This window comes from Frankia sp. CcWB3, assembly GCF_977927595.1.
This window is the reverse complement of the sequence record NZ_CDWRCK010000048.1, coordinates 3,977-20,995: the sequence shown is the minus strand read 5'-3', so window position 1 is coordinate 20,995 and position 17,019 is coordinate 3,977. Positions and strand designations below refer to the sequence as shown.

Annotated in this window: 14 protein-coding genes and 2 pseudogenes; 9 read left to right on the top strand and 7 right to left on the bottom strand. The window is 70.7% G+C overall.

From position 1 onward, the window contains the following. Positions 1 to 112: 112 nt before the first annotated feature. The 5 genes from ACY5KJ_RS06115 to clpS all read right to left on the bottom strand — a co-directional run bounded on the left by ACY5KJ_RS06115 (position 113) and on the right by clpS (position 3,182). Entirely contained in the window at positions 113 to 1,060 is a 948-nt protein-coding gene (locus ACY5KJ_RS06115) for a PLP-dependent cysteine synthase family protein (RefSeq protein ID WP_462187858.1), read from the bottom strand. Between the two features lie 22 nt (positions 1,061 to 1,082). Beyond that, the gene (locus tag ACY5KJ_RS06110; RefSeq protein WP_462187857.1) at positions 1,083 to 1,475 is read right to left on the bottom strand and encodes a MoaD/ThiS family protein; all 393 of its coding nucleotides are present in this window, start codon (positions 1,473 to 1,475) and stop codon (positions 1,083 to 1,085) included. Between the two features lie 219 nt (positions 1,476 to 1,694). Continuing rightward, positions 1,695 to 2,099 carry a M67 family metallopeptidase gene (locus ACY5KJ_RS06105; protein ID WP_462187856.1) on the bottom strand — a complete coding sequence of 135 codons (405 nt, stop codon included), beginning with the start codon at positions 2,097 to 2,099 and terminating at the stop codon, positions 1,695 to 1,697. A gap of 51 nt (positions 2,100 to 2,150) precedes the next feature. After that, the gene (locus tag ACY5KJ_RS06100) at positions 2,151 to 2,687 is read right to left on the bottom strand and encodes a DUF2017 domain-containing protein (protein WP_462187855.1); all 537 of its coding nucleotides are present in this window, start codon (positions 2,685 to 2,687) and stop codon (positions 2,151 to 2,153) included. Between the two features lie 204 nt (positions 2,688 to 2,891). Then, on the bottom strand, positions 2,892 to 3,182 hold the full coding sequence (gene clpS, locus ACY5KJ_RS06095; RefSeq protein ID WP_462187854.1) for an ATP-dependent Clp protease adapter ClpS: 291 nt from the start codon (positions 3,180 to 3,182) through the stop codon (positions 2,892 to 2,894). Between the two features lie 258 nt (positions 3,183 to 3,440). Between clpS and ACY5KJ_RS06090 the strand changes: the two are divergent. Next, positions 3,441 to 5,722: pseudogene (locus tag ACY5KJ_RS06090) on the top strand (molybdopterin oxidoreductase family protein). Beyond that, positions 5,722 to 7,251, top strand: a pseudogene (locus ACY5KJ_RS06085) (FAD-dependent oxidoreductase); the annotation flags it as partial. The pseudogenes ACY5KJ_RS06090 and ACY5KJ_RS06085, both read left to right, overlap by 1 nt. An 86-nt stretch (positions 7,252 to 7,337) precedes the next feature. Here the strand turns inward: ACY5KJ_RS06085 and ACY5KJ_RS06080 are convergent. Both ACY5KJ_RS06080 and ACY5KJ_RS06075 read right to left on the bottom strand, forming a co-directional pair. Further along, positions 7,338 to 8,099: an NUDIX hydrolase gene (locus ACY5KJ_RS06080; RefSeq protein ID WP_462187780.1), complete on the bottom strand. Its 762-nt coding sequence runs from the start codon at positions 8,097 to 8,099 to the stop codon at positions 7,338 to 7,340. A gap of 105 nt (positions 8,100 to 8,204) precedes the next feature. After that, positions 8,205 to 9,608, bottom strand: a complete 1,404-nt coding sequence (locus ACY5KJ_RS06075; RefSeq protein ID WP_462202958.1) for a nicotinate phosphoribosyltransferase — start codon at positions 9,606 to 9,608, stop codon at positions 8,205 to 8,207. A 385-nt stretch (positions 9,609 to 9,993) separates the two neighbouring features. Between ACY5KJ_RS06075 and ACY5KJ_RS06070 the strand changes: the two genes are divergently transcribed. The 7 genes from ACY5KJ_RS06070 to ACY5KJ_RS06040 form a co-directional block, all read left to right on the top strand. After that, on the top strand, positions 9,994 to 10,188 hold the full coding sequence (locus ACY5KJ_RS06070; RefSeq protein ID WP_462187781.1) for a hypothetical protein: 195 nt from the start codon (positions 9,994 to 9,996) through the stop codon (positions 10,186 to 10,188). Positions 10,189 to 10,459: 271 nt separating this feature from the next. Then, a complete protein-coding gene (locus ACY5KJ_RS06065; RefSeq protein WP_462187782.1) occupies positions 10,460 to 11,953 on the top strand; it encodes a helix-turn-helix domain-containing protein in 1,494 nt (497 codons plus the stop codon). Between the two features lie 8 nt (positions 11,954 to 11,961). Continuing rightward, entirely contained in the window at positions 11,962 to 12,711 is a 750-nt protein-coding gene (locus ACY5KJ_RS06060) for an NAD-dependent epimerase/dehydratase family protein (RefSeq protein WP_462187783.1), read from the top strand. Next, entirely contained in the window at positions 12,708 to 12,965 is a 258-nt protein-coding gene (locus ACY5KJ_RS06055) for a hypothetical protein (protein ID WP_462187784.1), read from the top strand. Before ACY5KJ_RS06060 ends, ACY5KJ_RS06055 begins: the two co-directional genes overlap by 4 nt. A gap of 449 nt (positions 12,966 to 13,414) precedes the next feature. Beyond that, entirely contained in the window at positions 13,415 to 13,915 is a 501-nt protein-coding gene (locus tag ACY5KJ_RS06050; RefSeq protein ID WP_462202957.1) for a transporter, read from the top strand. Positions 13,916 to 14,034: 119 nt separating this feature from the next. Then, a complete protein-coding gene (locus ACY5KJ_RS06045) occupies positions 14,035 to 16,344 on the top strand; it encodes an ABC transporter permease (protein ID WP_462187786.1) in 2,310 nt (769 codons plus the stop codon). Beyond that, positions 16,341 to 17,019, top strand: a 679-nt coding sequence (locus ACY5KJ_RS06040) for an ABC transporter ATP-binding protein (protein ID WP_462202956.1), incomplete at its 3' end; no start/stop codon positions are given. The genes ACY5KJ_RS06045 and ACY5KJ_RS06040, both read left to right, overlap by 4 nt.

Here is a 17,019-nt window from a genome sequence, read left to right as displayed (position 1 = left end):
CAACCACCCCCGACGGCTCCCCCAGGAAGTTCGCCGAAGGCGAGCTGACGGAAACCCCGAACGGCGCCCTACGCCAGGGGCCCCCGCATTGCGGCGAAGCCGCCATGCGGGGCTAGGCCCACAGCTGCCCTTCCAGGGCGGCCTCGGCTTCTTCGAGGGTGCCGGCGTAGGCGCCAGTGGACAGATACTTCCAGCCACCGTCACAGACGATCAGGACTATATCGGCCGACTTGCCCTCCTTTACCACCCGCTCGGCCTGCGCGAGCGCCGCGTGCAGGATGGCCCCGGTGGAGATCCCGGCGAAGATGCCCTCCTCTTGCACCAGCTCGCGGGTACGACGCAGCGCCTCCCGCGGACCGACCGAGTATCGCGAGGTGAGCACCGACGGGTCGTACAGTTCGGGAACGAACCCCTCGTCGATGTTGCGCAGCCCGTACACCAGCTCGCCGTAGCGCGGTTCGGCCGCGACGATCGAGATGTCCGGCACCCGTTCCTTGAGGTAACGGCCGGTTCCCATGAGGGTTCCGGTCGTGCCGAGGCCCGCCACGAAGTGCGTGATCTCGGGCAGGTCCTCGAGAATCTCCGGCCCGGTCGTCTCATAGTGCGCCTGGGCGTTCGCCGGATTGCCGTACTGGTAGAGCATCACCCAGTCGGGGTTCTCGGCGGCCAGCCGCTTCGCGACGGCGACCGCCTCGTTCGATCCGCCGGCTGCGGGCGAGAACCTGATCTCGGCGCCCCACATCTGCAGGAGCTGACGGCGCTCGATCGAGGTGTTCTCCGGCATCACGCAGATCAGCCGGTAGCCCCGCTGACGACAGGCCATGGCCAGCGAGATCCCGGTATTACCGGACGTCGGTTCGAGCACGGTCGCGCCCGGAGTGAGCAGACCGCGCTTCTCGCCGTCGGCGATCATCCACAGCGCCGCCCGATCCTTGATCGAACCGGTCGGGTTGTCCTGTTCCAGCTTCGCCCACAGCCGGGCATCCGGCGACGGCGACAGTCGCGGAAGCCCGACCAGCGGGGTCCGGCCGACGGAGTCGGCCAGGGAGGAGAAACGCATGAGTCGGGACCCGTCGCTCGCGTCAGTGCTGCCCGGGCGACATGCCAGGCGACACCACGGCCGGCCCCTCGCTGCCCGGAACTTTGGCACTGCCCGGAACTTCGGCGCTGCCCGGAAACTCCCCGGCGTCGACGGAGCCGCCGGCGACGGCAGGAAGAATGGTGACCTCGTCGCCGTCGCTGAGCTTGGCGTCGAGACCGCCGAGGAAACGAACGTCCTCGTCGTTGACGTAGATGTTGACAAAGCGGTGCAGCTCGGAACCGTTGTCACCGGTCACCAGCCGGCCCCGCAGCCCGGCATACCGGGAATCGAGATCGAGGAAGAGCGCGGCGACCGTGTCGCCCGTGCCCTCGACCAGCTTCGAACCTCCCGTGTAGGTACGCAGGATCGTCGGCACACGGACCTGGACTGCCATGGTGCTCCTTTCGCGGGTGCCACCGGCCGGGTTCGGCGGTGGCGCCGCCCGGATGGGCGGGGGTGTCACGTCAGCGGGTTCTACCTCAGGCGGACAAGCGGACGAGTCGTAGGTGCCAAGGCTCCGCAGTCACCATCTTCCCGGACCGTGTCCCTTCCCGAACCGTGTCCGTCGCCGCGTCATCGTCCGTCGCCGCGTCATCTGCAACGCCAGGCCGTCTCAGACGATTTCCACCGGCTCCTCGGTGACCACGCCGTCGACGATCCGGTAAGATCGGAACTCGGTCACGCCCGGCTCCCGGGTGGAGGCCAGCACGTAGTGCGCGCCCGGCTCGGCCGCGAGGGACATGTCGGTTCTGGACGGGTACGCCTCGGTTGCGGTGTGCGAGTGGTAGATGACGACGGGCTCCTCGTCCCGGTCGTCCATCTCCCGCCACACCTTGAGCTGCTCCATTGGATCGAAGCGGTAGAAGGTCGGCGAGCGCTCCGCGTTCTCCATCGGGATGAACCGCTCCGGCCGGTCCGACCCCAGGGGACCGGCGACGATACCACAGGCCTCGTCGGGATGATCACGGCGGGCATGAGCGACGATCGCCTCATAGCAGGCACGGTCCATTCGCAGCACGAGCCTACCGTACGACGCCGAAGGGGCGGTCCGGGCCGATCTCGCCCGCGACTACCCCAGAGCTCGGGTCAGATCGTCGAGCAGTTCGGTCAGGAACGCGTAGACTGCGACGAGCGGTCGGCGGGAATCGTCCGGGTTGAGGTGTTCAAGTTCCGCGGTGGAGTCGTCGTCGGTGAGGCCGAGCCGGGTTCCCAGCACCAACCGGAGGTCGTTCAGCGTCGTCAGCCAGTCCTGAGCGGCCTCCTCGTCGAGCAGGAGCACCCTCCCGGGCGCTGGCACAGCGGACAGCACCCGCCGAGCGGCGTCGCGCTTGCGGGCGAGCAGATCGTCCGTCCGGCGGCGGCGGAAGTCCCCGGAGGCCATCGGATCGTCCGGGTAGGGGTCGGGAAGCAGACGAGCGATCGCCGGGTCGTCCGGCGGCGGCGGCGCGGTGTCACGCAGCCCCACCAGCGCCTCCAGCGGATCCTCGACCGGCGGCGGTTCGAGCAGGGACTCGATCTGGCCGACAAGCTCGATCAGCAACGCCGCCTCGAGTCGGGGAAGGCGCAGCTCGATCCCGGCACGCGTGCGGCGGAAGCCGTCAGCCACGTCCCTCCGTTCCCCCACTCCCACGCTCCCACGCTCCCACGCTCCCGGCGACGGTGCGCCCGGGACGACCGCCCCACATGACCGTCTGAACCGTCCGACCACGGACGCGGCCAGCCTACCCAGGGCATGCCGCATGGGCTGCTCCGGGCGGCCGAGGCCGACCGGCCGGGCCGGGACACCCCGCCGGTCGGGTTACTGGTCGGGTCAGTCCTGGGCGATCGTGGCCCACAGGCCGTAGGCGTGCAGGCGCTCGGCGTTGGCCTCCATCTCCTCCCTGGTGCCGACGGCCACCGAAGCCCGCCCCTTGTGATGGACGTCGAGCATCAGTTCGGTGGCCTTCGGCTTGCTGTAGCCGAAGAGCTTCTGGAAGACATACGTCACGTATGACATCAGATTGATCGGGTCGTTCCAGACAATGGTGACCCACGGCCGATCGTCATCGAGGGTCTCGTCGACTTCCTCGACATCGAGAGGCGACACGGCGGCGACAGACACGCTGCCTATTGTTACGCCATTCCCGCGACAGTTCTCCTCGACGGGTCGTGTGCCGTGGCCGGCGATCACCTCTCAGAAGGCGGCCCAACTCCGGGAGACGACCGAGTGCCGCGGGGTGGCATCGTCGGGGCCGCGGCCGCACATCGGGGGGCCGCACATCGGGGAGACGGCCAGGATCAGAACCACTTTGCCGCCGCGAAACGGCTCCGACCCGACCGAGACACCCCCTCGCCGCACGCTCGGTGCGTGACCACGACCATGCCGGTGCCGGCCGCGCCCCTTGCCGAGGTGGCGACACACTGCCCATACTGCGCCCTGCAGTGCGGAATGGTGCTGCGCGCCACCCCGGAGAGCGCCGGAAAGGACGACGGCCCGGAACCAGCAGGCGGAAGGTCTCCGGGGCCGGTTACCGTGCTCGCCCGCGAGTTCCCCACCAACCGGGGCCGGATGTGCCAGAAGGGGTGGACCTCCGCCGAACTGCTGACCGCCGCGGACCGGCTCACCACCCCGCTGATGCGGCCACGACGCGACGCCCCCCTCGAGCCGGTGAGCTGGGAGCAGGCGCTCGACCGCATCACTGCGGGGATCATCCGCCTCCAGCGTGAACACGGCCCGGACGCGGTCGGCGTCTTCGGCGGCGGCGGGTTGACCAACGAGAAGGCCTACGCCCTGGGCAAGTTCGCGCGGGTGGCGCTACGCAGCTCCGCGATCGACTACAACGGCCGGTTCTGCATGTCGTCGGCGGCCGCCGCGGGCATCCGCTCGTTCGGGCTGGACCGGGGCCTGCCCTTCCCATTGGAGGACATCGCGCACGCCGGGGCCGTCCTCATGGTCGGCGGCAACGCGGCCGAGACCATGCCCCCGTTCATACAGTACCTGACCCGCCAGCGGGAGAACGGCGGGGCGCTCGTGGTCGTCGACCCGCGCCTGACGGCCACCGCCCGCGCCGCGGCCCTGCATCTGCAGATCACCCCGGGAACTGACCTGGCCCTGGCCAACGGGCTGGCCCACATCGCCCTAACGGAGGGGTACGCCAACCACGACTTCCTCGCCGCTCGGACGACGGGCCTCGCCGAGTTGCGAGCAGTACTCGCCTCCTACTGGCCCGAACGGGTGGAGCGCATCACCGGAGTGCCGGTGGCAGACCAGTACGCCGCCGTGGGCCTGCTCACCCAGGCCGAACGGGCGATGGTGCTCAGCGCCCGCGGTGCCGAACAACACAGCAAGGGCACCGACACCGTCACGGCGCTCATCAACCTCGCCCTCCTACTGGGGCTGCCCGGCACCCCCGGGTCGGGCTACGGCTGTCTCACCGGCCAGGGCAACGGGCAAGGCGGCCGGGAACACGGGCAGAAGGCCGACCAGCTTCCCGGCTAGCGCAAGATCACCGATCCGGTGGCCTGGGAGCACATCGGTCGGATCTGGGGCGTCGACCCGACGACCATCCCCGGTCCGGGCCGCAGCGCCTACGAGATGCTGGACGCGCTCGGCACGCCGCAGGGGCCGAGGGCGCTCCTCATCCTCGGCAGCAACATCGCCGTCTCCGCCCCCCGGGCCCGTCGGATCACCTCGCGGCTGGCCGCCCTGGACCTGCTCGTCGTCGCCGACTTCGTGCTCAGCGAGACGGCGGCCATGGCCGACGTCGTCCTGCCGACCGCCCAGTGGGCGGAGGAGGAGGGGACGATGACCAATCTGGAGGGTCGGGTACTGCGGCGGGAACGGCTGCGGCCTCCTCCGGCGGGGGTACGCACCGACCTGGAGATCATCGCGGCGCTCGCCGCCCGACTCGGCCACGCCGAGCGATTCCCCGACGAACCACGGGTGGTCTTCGACGAGCTGCGCCGGGCCAGCGCCGGGGGATCGCCGACTACGCGGGCATCAGCTACGAGCGGATCACCGCATTGGACGGGGTGTTCTGGCCCTGCCCGGACGAGACGCACCCGGGCACCCCCCGGATGTTCCTGGACCGCTTCGCCACCCCGGACGGACGGGCTCGGCTCGTGCCGGTCGAGCACCGTCCGGTGGCGGAGGACATCGACCCCGAGTACCCCTACTACCTGACCACCGGACGCGTGCTGGCCCACTACCAGAGCGGTGCGCAGACCCGCCGGATCGGACCCCTCGTCGACGCCGCGCCGGAACCCTTCGTCGAGATCCATCCCGACCTCGCCGAACGGCTCGGGATCGCTGAGGGGGCGCCGGTGCGGGTCACGAGCCGACGAGGCACCTGCGAGGTGCCGGCGAGGCTGACCGACACCCTCCGGTTCGACACCGTCTTCCTGCCCTTCCATTGGGCCGGGGCCGGACGGGCGAACTCTCTGACCAACGACGCGCTCGACCCGACGTCCCGGATGCCCGAGTTCAAGGTGTGCGCGGTCGCGGTCGAGCCGCTCGAGGACCCGGACGACGACCCGATCGGCCACCCGGGCGACGATCGGCATGCCACCGGGTCCGTCCCCACCGCAACGGTCGGGGCTGCCGAACCCGTCCGAGCCATGTCGACGGGCCGCAGCCGACCGAGCGGAAGGCACCAACGGTGATGACCGCAAGACCCCGGACCATGATGCACGACTCCGCACCCCCGTCGGACTTCACAGGGGCCTCCGGGCCGCGCCGCATAGTCATCGTGGGGCATGGGATGGCGGGCTCCCGGATGATCAGTGAGCCTCGTTCCCGAGACCCCAGCCTGATCATCACCGTGTTCGGGGAGGAACCGCATCCCGCCTACAACCGCATCCTGCTGTCGAACGTCCTGTCGGGAAAGGCGGATCTGGCCGACATCACCCTGGTCGACCATGCGACGTCCGGCGACAGCGGTGGCGGCGGCCACAGCGATGGCGGCCACAGCGGCGGCGACACGCCCCCGCGCGCCTTGGTCGACGTCCGGGTCGGCGTGGTGGCACACCACATCGACCGTACGCGTCGCACCGTCACGGCCGGCGACGGCAGCGTCGTCGCCTACGACGTACTCATCCTCGCCACCGGGAGCCGGGCGTGGCTGCCACCGATCGAAGGACTGACCCGACCGGATGGGACGCTGCTACCCGGAGTGGCGGCGTTCCGCACCCTCGACGACTGCCGGCGCATCCTCACCCAGGCCGAACGGGCCACCCGCGCGGTGGTGCTCGGCGGCGGCCTGCTCGGCCTGGAGGCGGCCCGCGGCCTGGTCCGCCGCGGTCTGGACACGACGGTCCTGCACGCCGCGGGTCACCTGATGAACCGCCAGCTCGACCGGCGGGCCGGACAGGTGCTGGCCCGGACGCTGGCCGGACTCGGGGTGCGGTCCCGGCTCGAGGCCAGGGTCGTCCGGATCCATGGCGACGAGCGGCTCACCGGGGTGGAGTTGGCCGGCGACGAGGTGCTCGACGCCGATCTGCTGGTGGTCTCGACCGGCGTCGTGGCGGTGACCGGCCTCGCCGCGGCGGCCGGCCTGCCGGTCGAAGCCGGGATCGTGGTGGACGATCAGATGCGCTCCCCCGCCGATCCGGCCGTGTTCGCGGTCGGTGACTGCGCGCAGCACGACGGGACGGTGCAGGGACTGGTGGCGCCGGCGTGGGACCAGGTCCGGGTGGTGGCTGACCTTGTCACCGGCGCCGACCCCGCCGCGCGCTACAGCGGCGCCCGGCCCGTGACCAGGCTCAAGGCGCCGGGAGTGGATCTCGCCACCATGGGCGAGGTCGACGTGGACGAGTTCGACGAGGACGCCGAGGTGCTGCAGTTCGTCGATGTCACCCGGGGCACCTTCAAGAAGCTGGTGATCCGCGGGGACCGACTGGTGGGCGCGATCATGCTCGGTGACAACCCGACGGTGGGGACCGTGGCGCAGTTGTTCGACCGGCAGGCTCCGGTGCCGGCCGACCGGCGTAGCCTGCTGTTCCCGGCCCGGACCGAGGTCACCGTCACCGACAGTCCGGCGACCCTGCCCGACCGGGTCACCATCTGCCGGTGCAACAACGTGACCAAGGGCGGGATCACCCGCTGCTGGTTGGACGGGGCACGTGACCTGCCGGCGATCGTCACCGGTACCCGGGCGACCACTGGATGCGGCACCTGCCGGGACGCCGTCGCGGGCATCGTCGAGTGGCTGGCCGCGGCCGACCCGGACCCCCCGGCCGCGGCGGGCGACAACTGCGCGACCGGCCTGGAGGAATGTCCTCAGACGGACCGGCGCAGCAGCGGCGGGTGCAGCGCGGTCGCCGAGCCACGCCGATACAGTTCGGCGGGCCGACCGCCACCGCGCGGGGAGGTGCGCTGGCCCAGCGGCACGACGAATCCCGGCGTGGACAGCACCTTGCGGCGGAAGTTCGGCGGGTCCAACGCGACGCCCCACGCGGCCTCGTAGACGCGGCGCAGGTCGGCCAAGGTGAACTGGTCCTCGCAGAAAGCGGCGGCAAGCGGAGTGTACTCCAGCTTGGCCCGGGCCCGCTCCACGCCGTCCACCACTATCCGCGGATGGTCGAAGGCCAGCGTCGGGCCGTCGGTCGAGTCCAGGTCCTCCACCGGCCACCAGCGGGCCCGCGGTCCGTCCCGGCCGGGCGGCGGCTGCGGGAGGTTCGGCAGCAGGGCCAGGTAGGCCACGCTGACCACCCGAACACGCGGGTCGCGGTGCGCGCCGCCGTAGGTCCGCAGCTGCTCGAGGTGACCGGTCGTCGTGACGCCCGTCTCGGCCGCGAGCTGCCGCAGGGCCGAGGCGTCGAGATCCTCGTCGCGGTCGACGAAACCACCGGGCAGCGCCCAGCATCCGCCGAACGAGGGATCGTCCCGGCGGATGACCAGGACGCAGAGCCGACCGGCGCGCAGGGTCAGCAGAACCACGTCCACGCTGACGGCGAGGGCGGGCGGCATGACGGCGTCATGCCGCCCGCCCTCGCCGTCCAACGGACCGCGGATCCGGTTCGGTGGAGAGGCGGGCGCCACCCCTCCAGTCTGGCCATCCCCGCGCCGATGCACACGGGTCCCTCCTCGACCTCCCGCCGAAAGCGGCACCTCAGCGGGCGACGCCGCCCGACGGCCCGGGACGGCTCAGGGACGGCCCTCCGCGTGGACGACGGGCAGGCACGGCGGGCCGTAGCCCACCTCCCGGGCGATGGGGGGAAGGGCCGCGAGGGCCAGACGATGGTGCTCGCGAGCGCGCCGGGTGCCGGCCGGCCCGGTCAGGCCACCAACCGGCTCACCGGCCTTCACCAGCGGACGCAACAGGTCCCGGTCCCGGGCCGGGTCGGGCGGTCGCAGCGACGCGGGGAGCGCGTCCCCGGAGCCAGAGGGACCCACCCCCGGACCGGACGGACCGGACGGCGCGGACGGCGCGGACAAGCAGTCCGGGGCCGGCGGCGAGCCCGGCGGGCTCGGAAAGATGACATCAGCGACGGCACGGCCGTTGAGGTCATGGCGGCGGATGACCCGCTTGCGCCCCCCACGGGTGCTCTTGCCGACCGACCTCTTCGCCACGGGTTCGCCGTCGACCTCGACCAGCTTGTAGACGAACCCCGCGGTGGGCGCACCCGCACCGGTGACCAGGCTGGTACCGACACCGTAGCCGTCCACCGGGGCATCGCCCAACCGGGCTATGGCGTGCTCGTCCAGATCCCCGGTCGCGATGATCCGTGTTCTGGTCGCACCGAGGCTGTCGAGCTGCGCGCGGACGGCGCCGGCGACCCGACCCAGGTCCCCGCTGTCGATCCGGACAGCCCCGAGCTCGGCGCCCGCCGTCGCGACGGCGGCGGCGACCCCCGCGGGGACGTCGTACGTGTCGACGAGCAGCGTCGTGCCGACACCGAGGGTGGCGACCTGCGCGGCGAACGCCTCAGCCTCACTCGGATGGACGAGTGTGAAGGCGTGCGCACTGGTACCGACGCTGGGGACCTTGTACGCTCGGGCGGCCTCCAGGTTCGACGTGGCTGCGAAACCCACGAGGTAGGCCGCGCGGGCGGCGGCCACGGCGGCGGCCTCATGGGTGCGCCGGGATCCCATCTCGAGACAGGGCCGGTCCCCGGCCGCCCCGACCATCCGGGCCCCCGCGGCCGCGATCGCGCTGTCGTGGTTGAGGATGGCGAGCACGAGTGTCTCGAGCAGCACGGTCTCAGCGAAGGTGCCCTCGACGGCGAGCACTGGCGTCTCGGCGAAAAACGGTTCGCCCTCGGCGAAGCCATGGATGTCGCCGCCGAAGCGGTAGTCCGCCAGCCACTGTGCCGTGACCTCGTCGATGACATCGGCGGCCCACAGAGCGGCTAGCTCGGGCGGCCCGAACCGGAAGTCCGCCAGCGCATCGAGCAGCCGGCCGGTGCCAGCGAACACACCAAAACGGCGACCCGGCGGCAATGATCGGGTGAAGACTTCGAAGACCACACGACGATCCGCCGCGCCGGACCGGAGCGCCGCGCGCAACATGGTCAACTCATAGTGATCGGTCAGGAGTGCCGTCGACATCCGGAACACGGTAGGGACGAGCACGCTCCGATGCGCGCCGGCCGGCGATTTGGCGGGCAGGGAAAGGGAGTGCCTTCATCCCGCCTGGGCACGCTGACCTGACAGTGCATGTTGGTCTGGCGGCGGGTAAGCGTCGATTCCCACACGGCCTACACTACACGTTCCATCGACCTTCAGTAGCACACGGGAGAGCCTCGACGTGACCACGCTGATCAGCACTAGGCCGATCAGTACCAGGCCGATCAGCGCAACCCCGACCGGCCCGACGGCGAGCACGGGGAGGATGACTGCGAGAACGGTCAGTCACCTTCGGTCGCAACCCGAACAGAAACGCTCTCCGGGGACCCCCGGGGATCCCCGGGGTCGGCGTGCGATCGTCTTGACCGTGGACCACAGCAATGCCGGGATCTTCCTCGTCACTGTCGGCGGGGCGCTGTTCGCACTGCTGGTGCTCGGCGGCCGGGCGGGCCGGAGCATCGCGCGCGAGGTCTGGAGTCGTATCGGCTTCTTCCGCTGGATACTCCTCCTGATCATCATTGTGATCGTTCTCGACCTCGCGGACGGACTTCCCAACCAATGAACATACATTCGACGGGAACGCCCTCGCATAACACATGGCACCGGGGATGTTGCTGGAAGCCGCAAAATTACACCCACACGAGATGTTCGAATTATGTCACTGCACCCCTAGGGAGTCGAAATGAAATAACTTGCGCGTTTCGAACCCTCCACAGGCCTGTGACCTGCGATGATGCTCTCGATCACGTATTTGTTACTTCATTACGTCCCCTAGATGCCCGGCTCGTTATGCTCACTTCGCGTAACACGATTGTCGGACGAGAGGGTTGCGGGTGACCGGTCACACTTGGCTATGGACGCCGCCGCGTTCTACTCCCACCAGCGTTGGTGTGGGCCAACTCCTACGCGCGTACCGGCAGGCCCACGGCCTCACGCAGCAGCAGCTCGCCGACCGTCTGGGCTTCGACCAGTCCTACGTATCCAAGGTGGAGAGCGGCCGGCGGGCTATCCACGACATCTCGACGCTCCGTCACATCGCCCGCAATCTGGCGCTGTCCCCCGAGGACGTCGGCCTGGCTCCGGGATCGATGACGGACCGTCGCCGGGAGACTGCGCCGCACAGTCCGGCGGCCGAGCAGGCCGCCGCGAGCCAACGCGCGTGGCGGCTCACCCGCGATCATCTCAACCACCATCGGATCAGCCTCGCCCGCGCGGCGGTGCGGCTCTACCCGGAAACCGACCGGCTCGGCAGCGGGCTACTGGCCCGGCCCGGCTGGGTGTGGGACACCCCGGTGGACATCGACGATGTCACCCTTGAGTGGCACGATAGCGCCGAGGCCCCCACGATCAGGGGGGACGAACCCGAGACGGCCGGTAGCCGGCCCCTGCTTGGTGGAGGCGGTCAGCAGAACCGCTACCAGCGCTACACGCGGGCGATGCGGGATCTCGACCGGCCGACTCTGTTCGAGAACCGGCTCAGCTTCCGCCTGCTCGATATCGGCGGTGACGGGACCGCGGGACCGTCGACGGACAACCATCCGTCGCTGAGCTTCGCCCACACGACGTACTTCGACGCCGTTGACATCTGCGAGACCGTCGCACACGAGACGGCGGCCGCGATGGCCGGCAGCGGACTGTCCTGGCCCGCGCTGCCCTTCCGGGCGCGCATCGGAGATCCGTTCGACTTCACCCGGCGGGCGGCCCTGCCGTCCATCAACACGCTCACGATCCGCCACGATCGCGGCGGTCAGGCGAGCTTCTTCCTGCACCGGCGCAGCGCGGGCTCGGTCGCGACCGCGGGCGAGGTGTACCACGTCATCCCGGCCGGGGTCTTCCAGCCGTCGGACATCACCCCGTTCCACCATGAGGCCGACTTCGACCTGTGGCGCAACATCATGCGTGAGCTGAGCGAGGAGCTGCTGGGCAACCCGGAGCACGACGGCAGCTCGTCCAGCCCGATCGGCTATGACACCGACGAACCGTTCCGTTCGTTCGAGCAGGCGCGTCGGTCCGGCGCCATGCGGGTGTCGTACTTCGGGATCGGGCTGGACGCGCTCACCCTGTTCGGCGAGATCCTCACCGTCGTCGTGGTGGACGCCGACGCCTTCGACCGGCTGTTCGGCAGCATGGTCCAGACCAATGCCGAGGGATCAGTCGTCACCGCGGGTCCGAACCGGTCGGTGACCGAGGGCATCCCGTTCACCCACTCGGCACTGCGCCGTCTCGTCGACACCGAGCCCATCGCCCCGTCGGCCGCCGCCTGCCTGGAACTCGCCTGGCGCCACCGGGAGATCCTCCTCGGGATGCGCGTGCGGGCCGCATCCTGATCCCGGACGTGCGCGTCCTTGTCACCGGCGCGGCCGGCTTCATCGGCGGAGTGGTCACGGACATGCTCGCCACCGCCGGGCACCAAGTTACGGCGATGGTCCGCGAGCCGATGACCACGCCGCGGTTCGCCCCCGATATCGAGGTGGTGGCCGCGGACCTGCTCGATCCCCGCCAGCTGGCCGCGGCGGGAGTCAGCCGAGGATTCGAGGGAGTATGCCATCTCGCGGCCCTGACCCGGGTGCGGGAGTCGCGGCTGGATCCCGTGCGCTACTTCCAGACGAACCTGACCGGCACCATCAACCTGCTGGCTGCCCTGGAGGAGGGCGCCGAGCACACCGGAGTCGCACCCGCGTTCGTCTTCGGATCCACCTGCGCGGTCTACGGCAACGTCGACCTCGCGCGGATCCCGGAGACCTGCCCACCCGACCCGGTGAACCCCTACGGAACCTCCAAGTTCGCCGCCGAGCGGCTGCTGTCCCACCAGGCCGGCACCGGGCTGCTCGGCGCGGTGATCCTACGTTCCTTCAACGTCGCGGGTGCCGTCGCGGGACACATCGACCGCGACGGCAGCCGGATCATCCCGGCGGCGATCGCCGTGGCGAGCGGGTGCCGGGATGTGTTCCGGGTCAATGGGGACGGCCTCGCGCTGCGGGAGTACGTCCACGTCGTGGACATGGCAACGGCCTACCTGACGGCGCTGGTCGCCGCGCGCCCGGGCACTACGCGGTGTTCAACGTGGGCAGCGGCGTCGGGGTGAGTGTCACTGACGTGCTCGCCGCGGTCGGCCGGGTCGCTAGGCGCCCGGTCCGCCGCGTCCACTGTCCGCCGGTCTCCGAACCGAAGACGCTGATCGGTGACAGCACCCGGATCCGCGCCGATCTCGGCTGGAGTTCTCCGGCGTCGAGCATCGACCGCATCGTCGCCGACGTGTGGCGCTGGGGCCGGGGGCCGACACCGGCCGGGGCCGCCGCCCTGCCGCCACGCCAGCGGATCGCTCCGAGCATCACCTGAGACCCCGCGGGGCCCACACCGGCCCCGCGGTGGCCCACACCGGCCCCACATTGACCCTGCGGTGGCCCCGCGGTAGCCCACACCGGCCCCGCGGTGGCCCGCGGTGCGGCAGGCTCCGGCGGGCATCCCTCCCGGCTCTTTCTCCTGGCCCGAGGGCCACCCGCCAGCCAACATAAAGTAGCAGGCTGGTTGCAGGCAGGCATACTTCGTAAGGCCTTCCATCGGCCGGCCTATCCTCGTATACCTAATGCGACGGAGCTTCCCGTGCCGCCGGAGCTCGCCGGGAACAGCCGCAGGCCACCCGACGGAGCACCTGTTCATCTCCGCACACTAATCTGACGTCTGTGTCGTGACCCGGATCATCTCGGGGGCGGGCTCCACGCGCGGGCGCCGCCGGCACGACCGCGCCGCCCGCACGACCGACGACATGCTCCTTGGGGGAGACGAAAGTGGACGAGCAGACCGCTGGGACCGATAACCCGCGGCCCACATCGCGCCTGGTAGCCGACGTGGTCCGCGCGCTGCGCGGATGGGTGGTGATGGCCGCCGGCGGCGTACTTCTGCTCGGCTGCTACCTGGGCGTCTCCAAGGAGACGGACGTCGCTTTCCAACTACCCTACGTGGTCTCCGGCGGTTTCGGGGGGCTGGCACTCATCCTGGTAGGAAGTGCGCTGCTGGTAGCCGACCGCTTCGACGCCGCTCAGGCCGCCCAGGCCCACACCGCCGGCCAGGTCGACGACCTACACTCACTGATCATCGCGGCGGCGGTCGCGGGTGCCGCACCCGAGGCCGGTCAGCCGGCCACCCGCCCCCAGGGCTCGTACCAGCAGACAGGCTCGTACCAGCAGACAACAGCCACGCACCAGCAGAACTCGCGCTTCGCCGCGACGGACCCCGGAGGCGGCCAGGCACCCGCCACGAACGCCACCACACCCGGCCAGCACGCCTGACAGAGCCTGCCTTTCCACGATGCCACGGCGCGGAAGGCGAGCAGTTCCGTGATCACATGTGACCCGGCGGACGGCGGCGACCGGACGGCCGGCGGCGGCAGGCTCCCAGGGAGTGCCCGGTGACCAGCATCGACCTGGGACTGGCGGGGATCTCCCTCGGGGCGATCGCAGCCCTGTCCGGTATCGGCCTGCTGGTCACCTACCGTACCAACGGGGTCCTCAACCTGGCCCAGGGCGGCATCGCCATGCTGGTGGCGTACGTCTTCCGCGAGATGGTGGTCGAGTGGGGGCTGCCGATCTGGCTGGCCGCCGTCATCGCGCTCGCCGTGCTCTCTCCCGGGATCGGCCTGCTGCTGGAGCGGCTGGTCTTCCGGCCGCTGGCCCGTCGCCGCGCATCGGCAGCCGAATCCCTGGTTGCCAGCCTCGGCGTGCTGGTCCTCACCCTCGGGATGACGGCGGGCATCTGGGGTCTGGGCTCGCGTAGCGACGCACCGAGCATCTTCCCGAACTCGTCGGTGCAGCTGTTCGGTGACACCCGGATCGGTGTCGACGCGCTGGCCGAGCTCGCGATGGTCGTGGTGTTCTGCGCGGTCATCGGCGTCATCGCCACCCGCACGGTGTTCGGCCGCCAGATCCGCGCGGTTGTCGACGACCGGCAGCTCGCCGAGCTGTCCGGTGTTCGCGCGGACCGGGTCGCCGCGGCCGGCTGGGCGGCGGGGACTACGCTCGCCGGCCTCACCGGCATCCTGCTCGCCCCCCGCTTCCAACTCACCCCGTACGGGCTGACCCTGCTGGTGCTGGAGACCTTCGCGGTGGTGGTGGCGGCCCGGCTGTCGAGCATGCCGGTGGCCGTCCTCACTGCCCTGGGCATTGCCGTCCTGCAGAGCGAACTCAAGCAGTTCACCCTCGACGGTGATGCGGGCCAGATCCTCACCGTCCTGCAGTCGAACCTGTTCATCGTCGCCCTGCTGGTCCTGCTGCTCGCGGTGCCGAAGCTGCGCGAGCTCGGCACCGGCGACTCCGGGACCACCGCCAGCTTCTCCAGCCGCGGCGCACCGCCGGCGGGCCCGGCCAGCCAGACCAAGGCCCGCCGTGACTTTCTGGGCAAGCTCGGCGGTGCCGCGCTGCTGCTCGCACCGCTCACCTTCGCCCCGTCCGATCTGCGTTCGGCGTTCATGGTGCCGGCGCTCGCTCTCATCTTCCTGTCGATGGTCATCGTCACCGGCTACAGCGGCCAGCTCTCCCTGGGCTCGGCCGGATACGCGGGCCTCGGGGCGCTGCTGTCACTCAAGCTCGCCAACGGTGACCTGTTCGGACTGCCGAAGCTGCCGGGCGTCACGTCGATGTTCATCGGTGCCCTGCTCGTCGCCCCGATCGGTCTGATCACCGGCTACCCGGCGATCCGCCGCCGCGGCCTCACCCTGGCGCTGACCACCTTCGCGGTCGGCGCCGTGGTCAGCCGTTTCGTCTTCGAGCAGCCGACCTTCGCGACCGGCCTCTACCTCGACCCGCTGACGTTCTTCGGCTGGGAGCTGCCCGACGAGGCGTTCTACGTCCTTGAACTGGCCTGCCTGGGCCTCGGCCTGTTCTTCGTGGGTAATCTGCATCGCGGTCGGCTCGGTCGGGCGCTGCTCGCCGTGCGTGACCATGCGGAGGGTGCGGCGGCGGTGGGGGTCGACGTCCGCAACCTCAAGCTGCTGGCCTTCACCGTCTCCTCCGTCGTCGCCGGGCTGGGCGGTGCGCTGCTGGTGCACAGCAGCTACTCGTTCTCCGCCGACGACTTCGCACCGTTGCAGAGCTTGCTGTGGTTCACCGCCGTGGTCGTCTTCGGCGCCGACAGCGCGGCCGGCGCGATCATCGCCGCGGCGTTCATCGTCACGATCGACGTGCTGGCGCCGGCCGGGTCCTCGATCCTCGCCATCGGCATCCTCGCCCTCGCCCTCGGCTGGATGCCCGGCGGCTTGGCCTCGGCCGTCCGGGGTCTGTTGCGGCTGCTCGCCCTCCACCTCGCGGACGGCTTCGTCGATCCCAACCATCGGGCACCGCGCCCGGTGCCGGTGCGCATCTCCGCCGTCGGATACCTGCCGGCGACCACTGGCATCACCGGGATCTCCGGGATCCCCGGGATCGGCGCGCCCCTGGGGGCCGCCCGGCCCAGGCCATCCGCGAGCTGGCCCCCGGGCCGCTCCTCGCCCGTGCTGCCACCGGGCTCGCCGCAGCCGACCCCATTCGGGGCCAGCCTGCTGACCCTGGTGCAGGAGTATGCGGCCCGGTCGGGCGACGCACCGCTGGTGACCCCCGCGCCCCGCGGCGAGGGCGGTGGCCTGCCCGCCGACGTCTACCCCACCTCACCGGGTCACGTGGGCCACGAGCAGGGGGGTTCGGGACCCGCGGCGGCGACCTCCCTGCGGGACGGAGGCCGGGTATGAGTCGGCACGTGCTACAGGCCGTTGGCCTGGTCCGCCGCTACGGCGGTCTGACCGCGGTCGACCACGTCGACCTCGTCGCCCCCCAGGGCGTGATCACCGGTCTTATCGGCCCGAACGGTGCCGGGAAGTCGACGCTGTTCAGCCTGCTGACCGGGGTCGAGCAGCCCGACGAGGGCAAGGTCCTGCTCGACAAGAGCGACATCACGAAAATGCGGCCAGACATCCGGTCCCGGCGTGGTCTGGTGCAGACCTTCCAGGTTCCCTCGCTCTTCCCCACCCTCACGGTCGCGGACAACCTGCTTGTCGGCGCGGAGAACCGGCACCGGGACTATGCCGGCGGCCTGCTGGGCGTGGCGTCCAAGGGCCGAGGACACGTCAGCCGCCTCGTCGAGGAGACCCTCGGCTCTCTCGGCCTGTCCGACCTGCGGGACACCATCGCCGGCACGCTGCCCACCGGTGCCCTGCGGCTGGTCGAGTTCGCGCGAGCGCTGTGCGCCCAGCCGGACATCCTGCTGCTCGACGAGCCCGCCAGCGGCCTGGACAACGACGAGACTGCCAGGTTCTCGCAGCTGCTGCGCCAGACCGCCGACGACGGGGTCGGCATCCTGATCGTCGACCACGACGTCGACCTGGTCTTCTCCGTCGCCGACCAGGTGTACGCCATGGTCGGCGGTC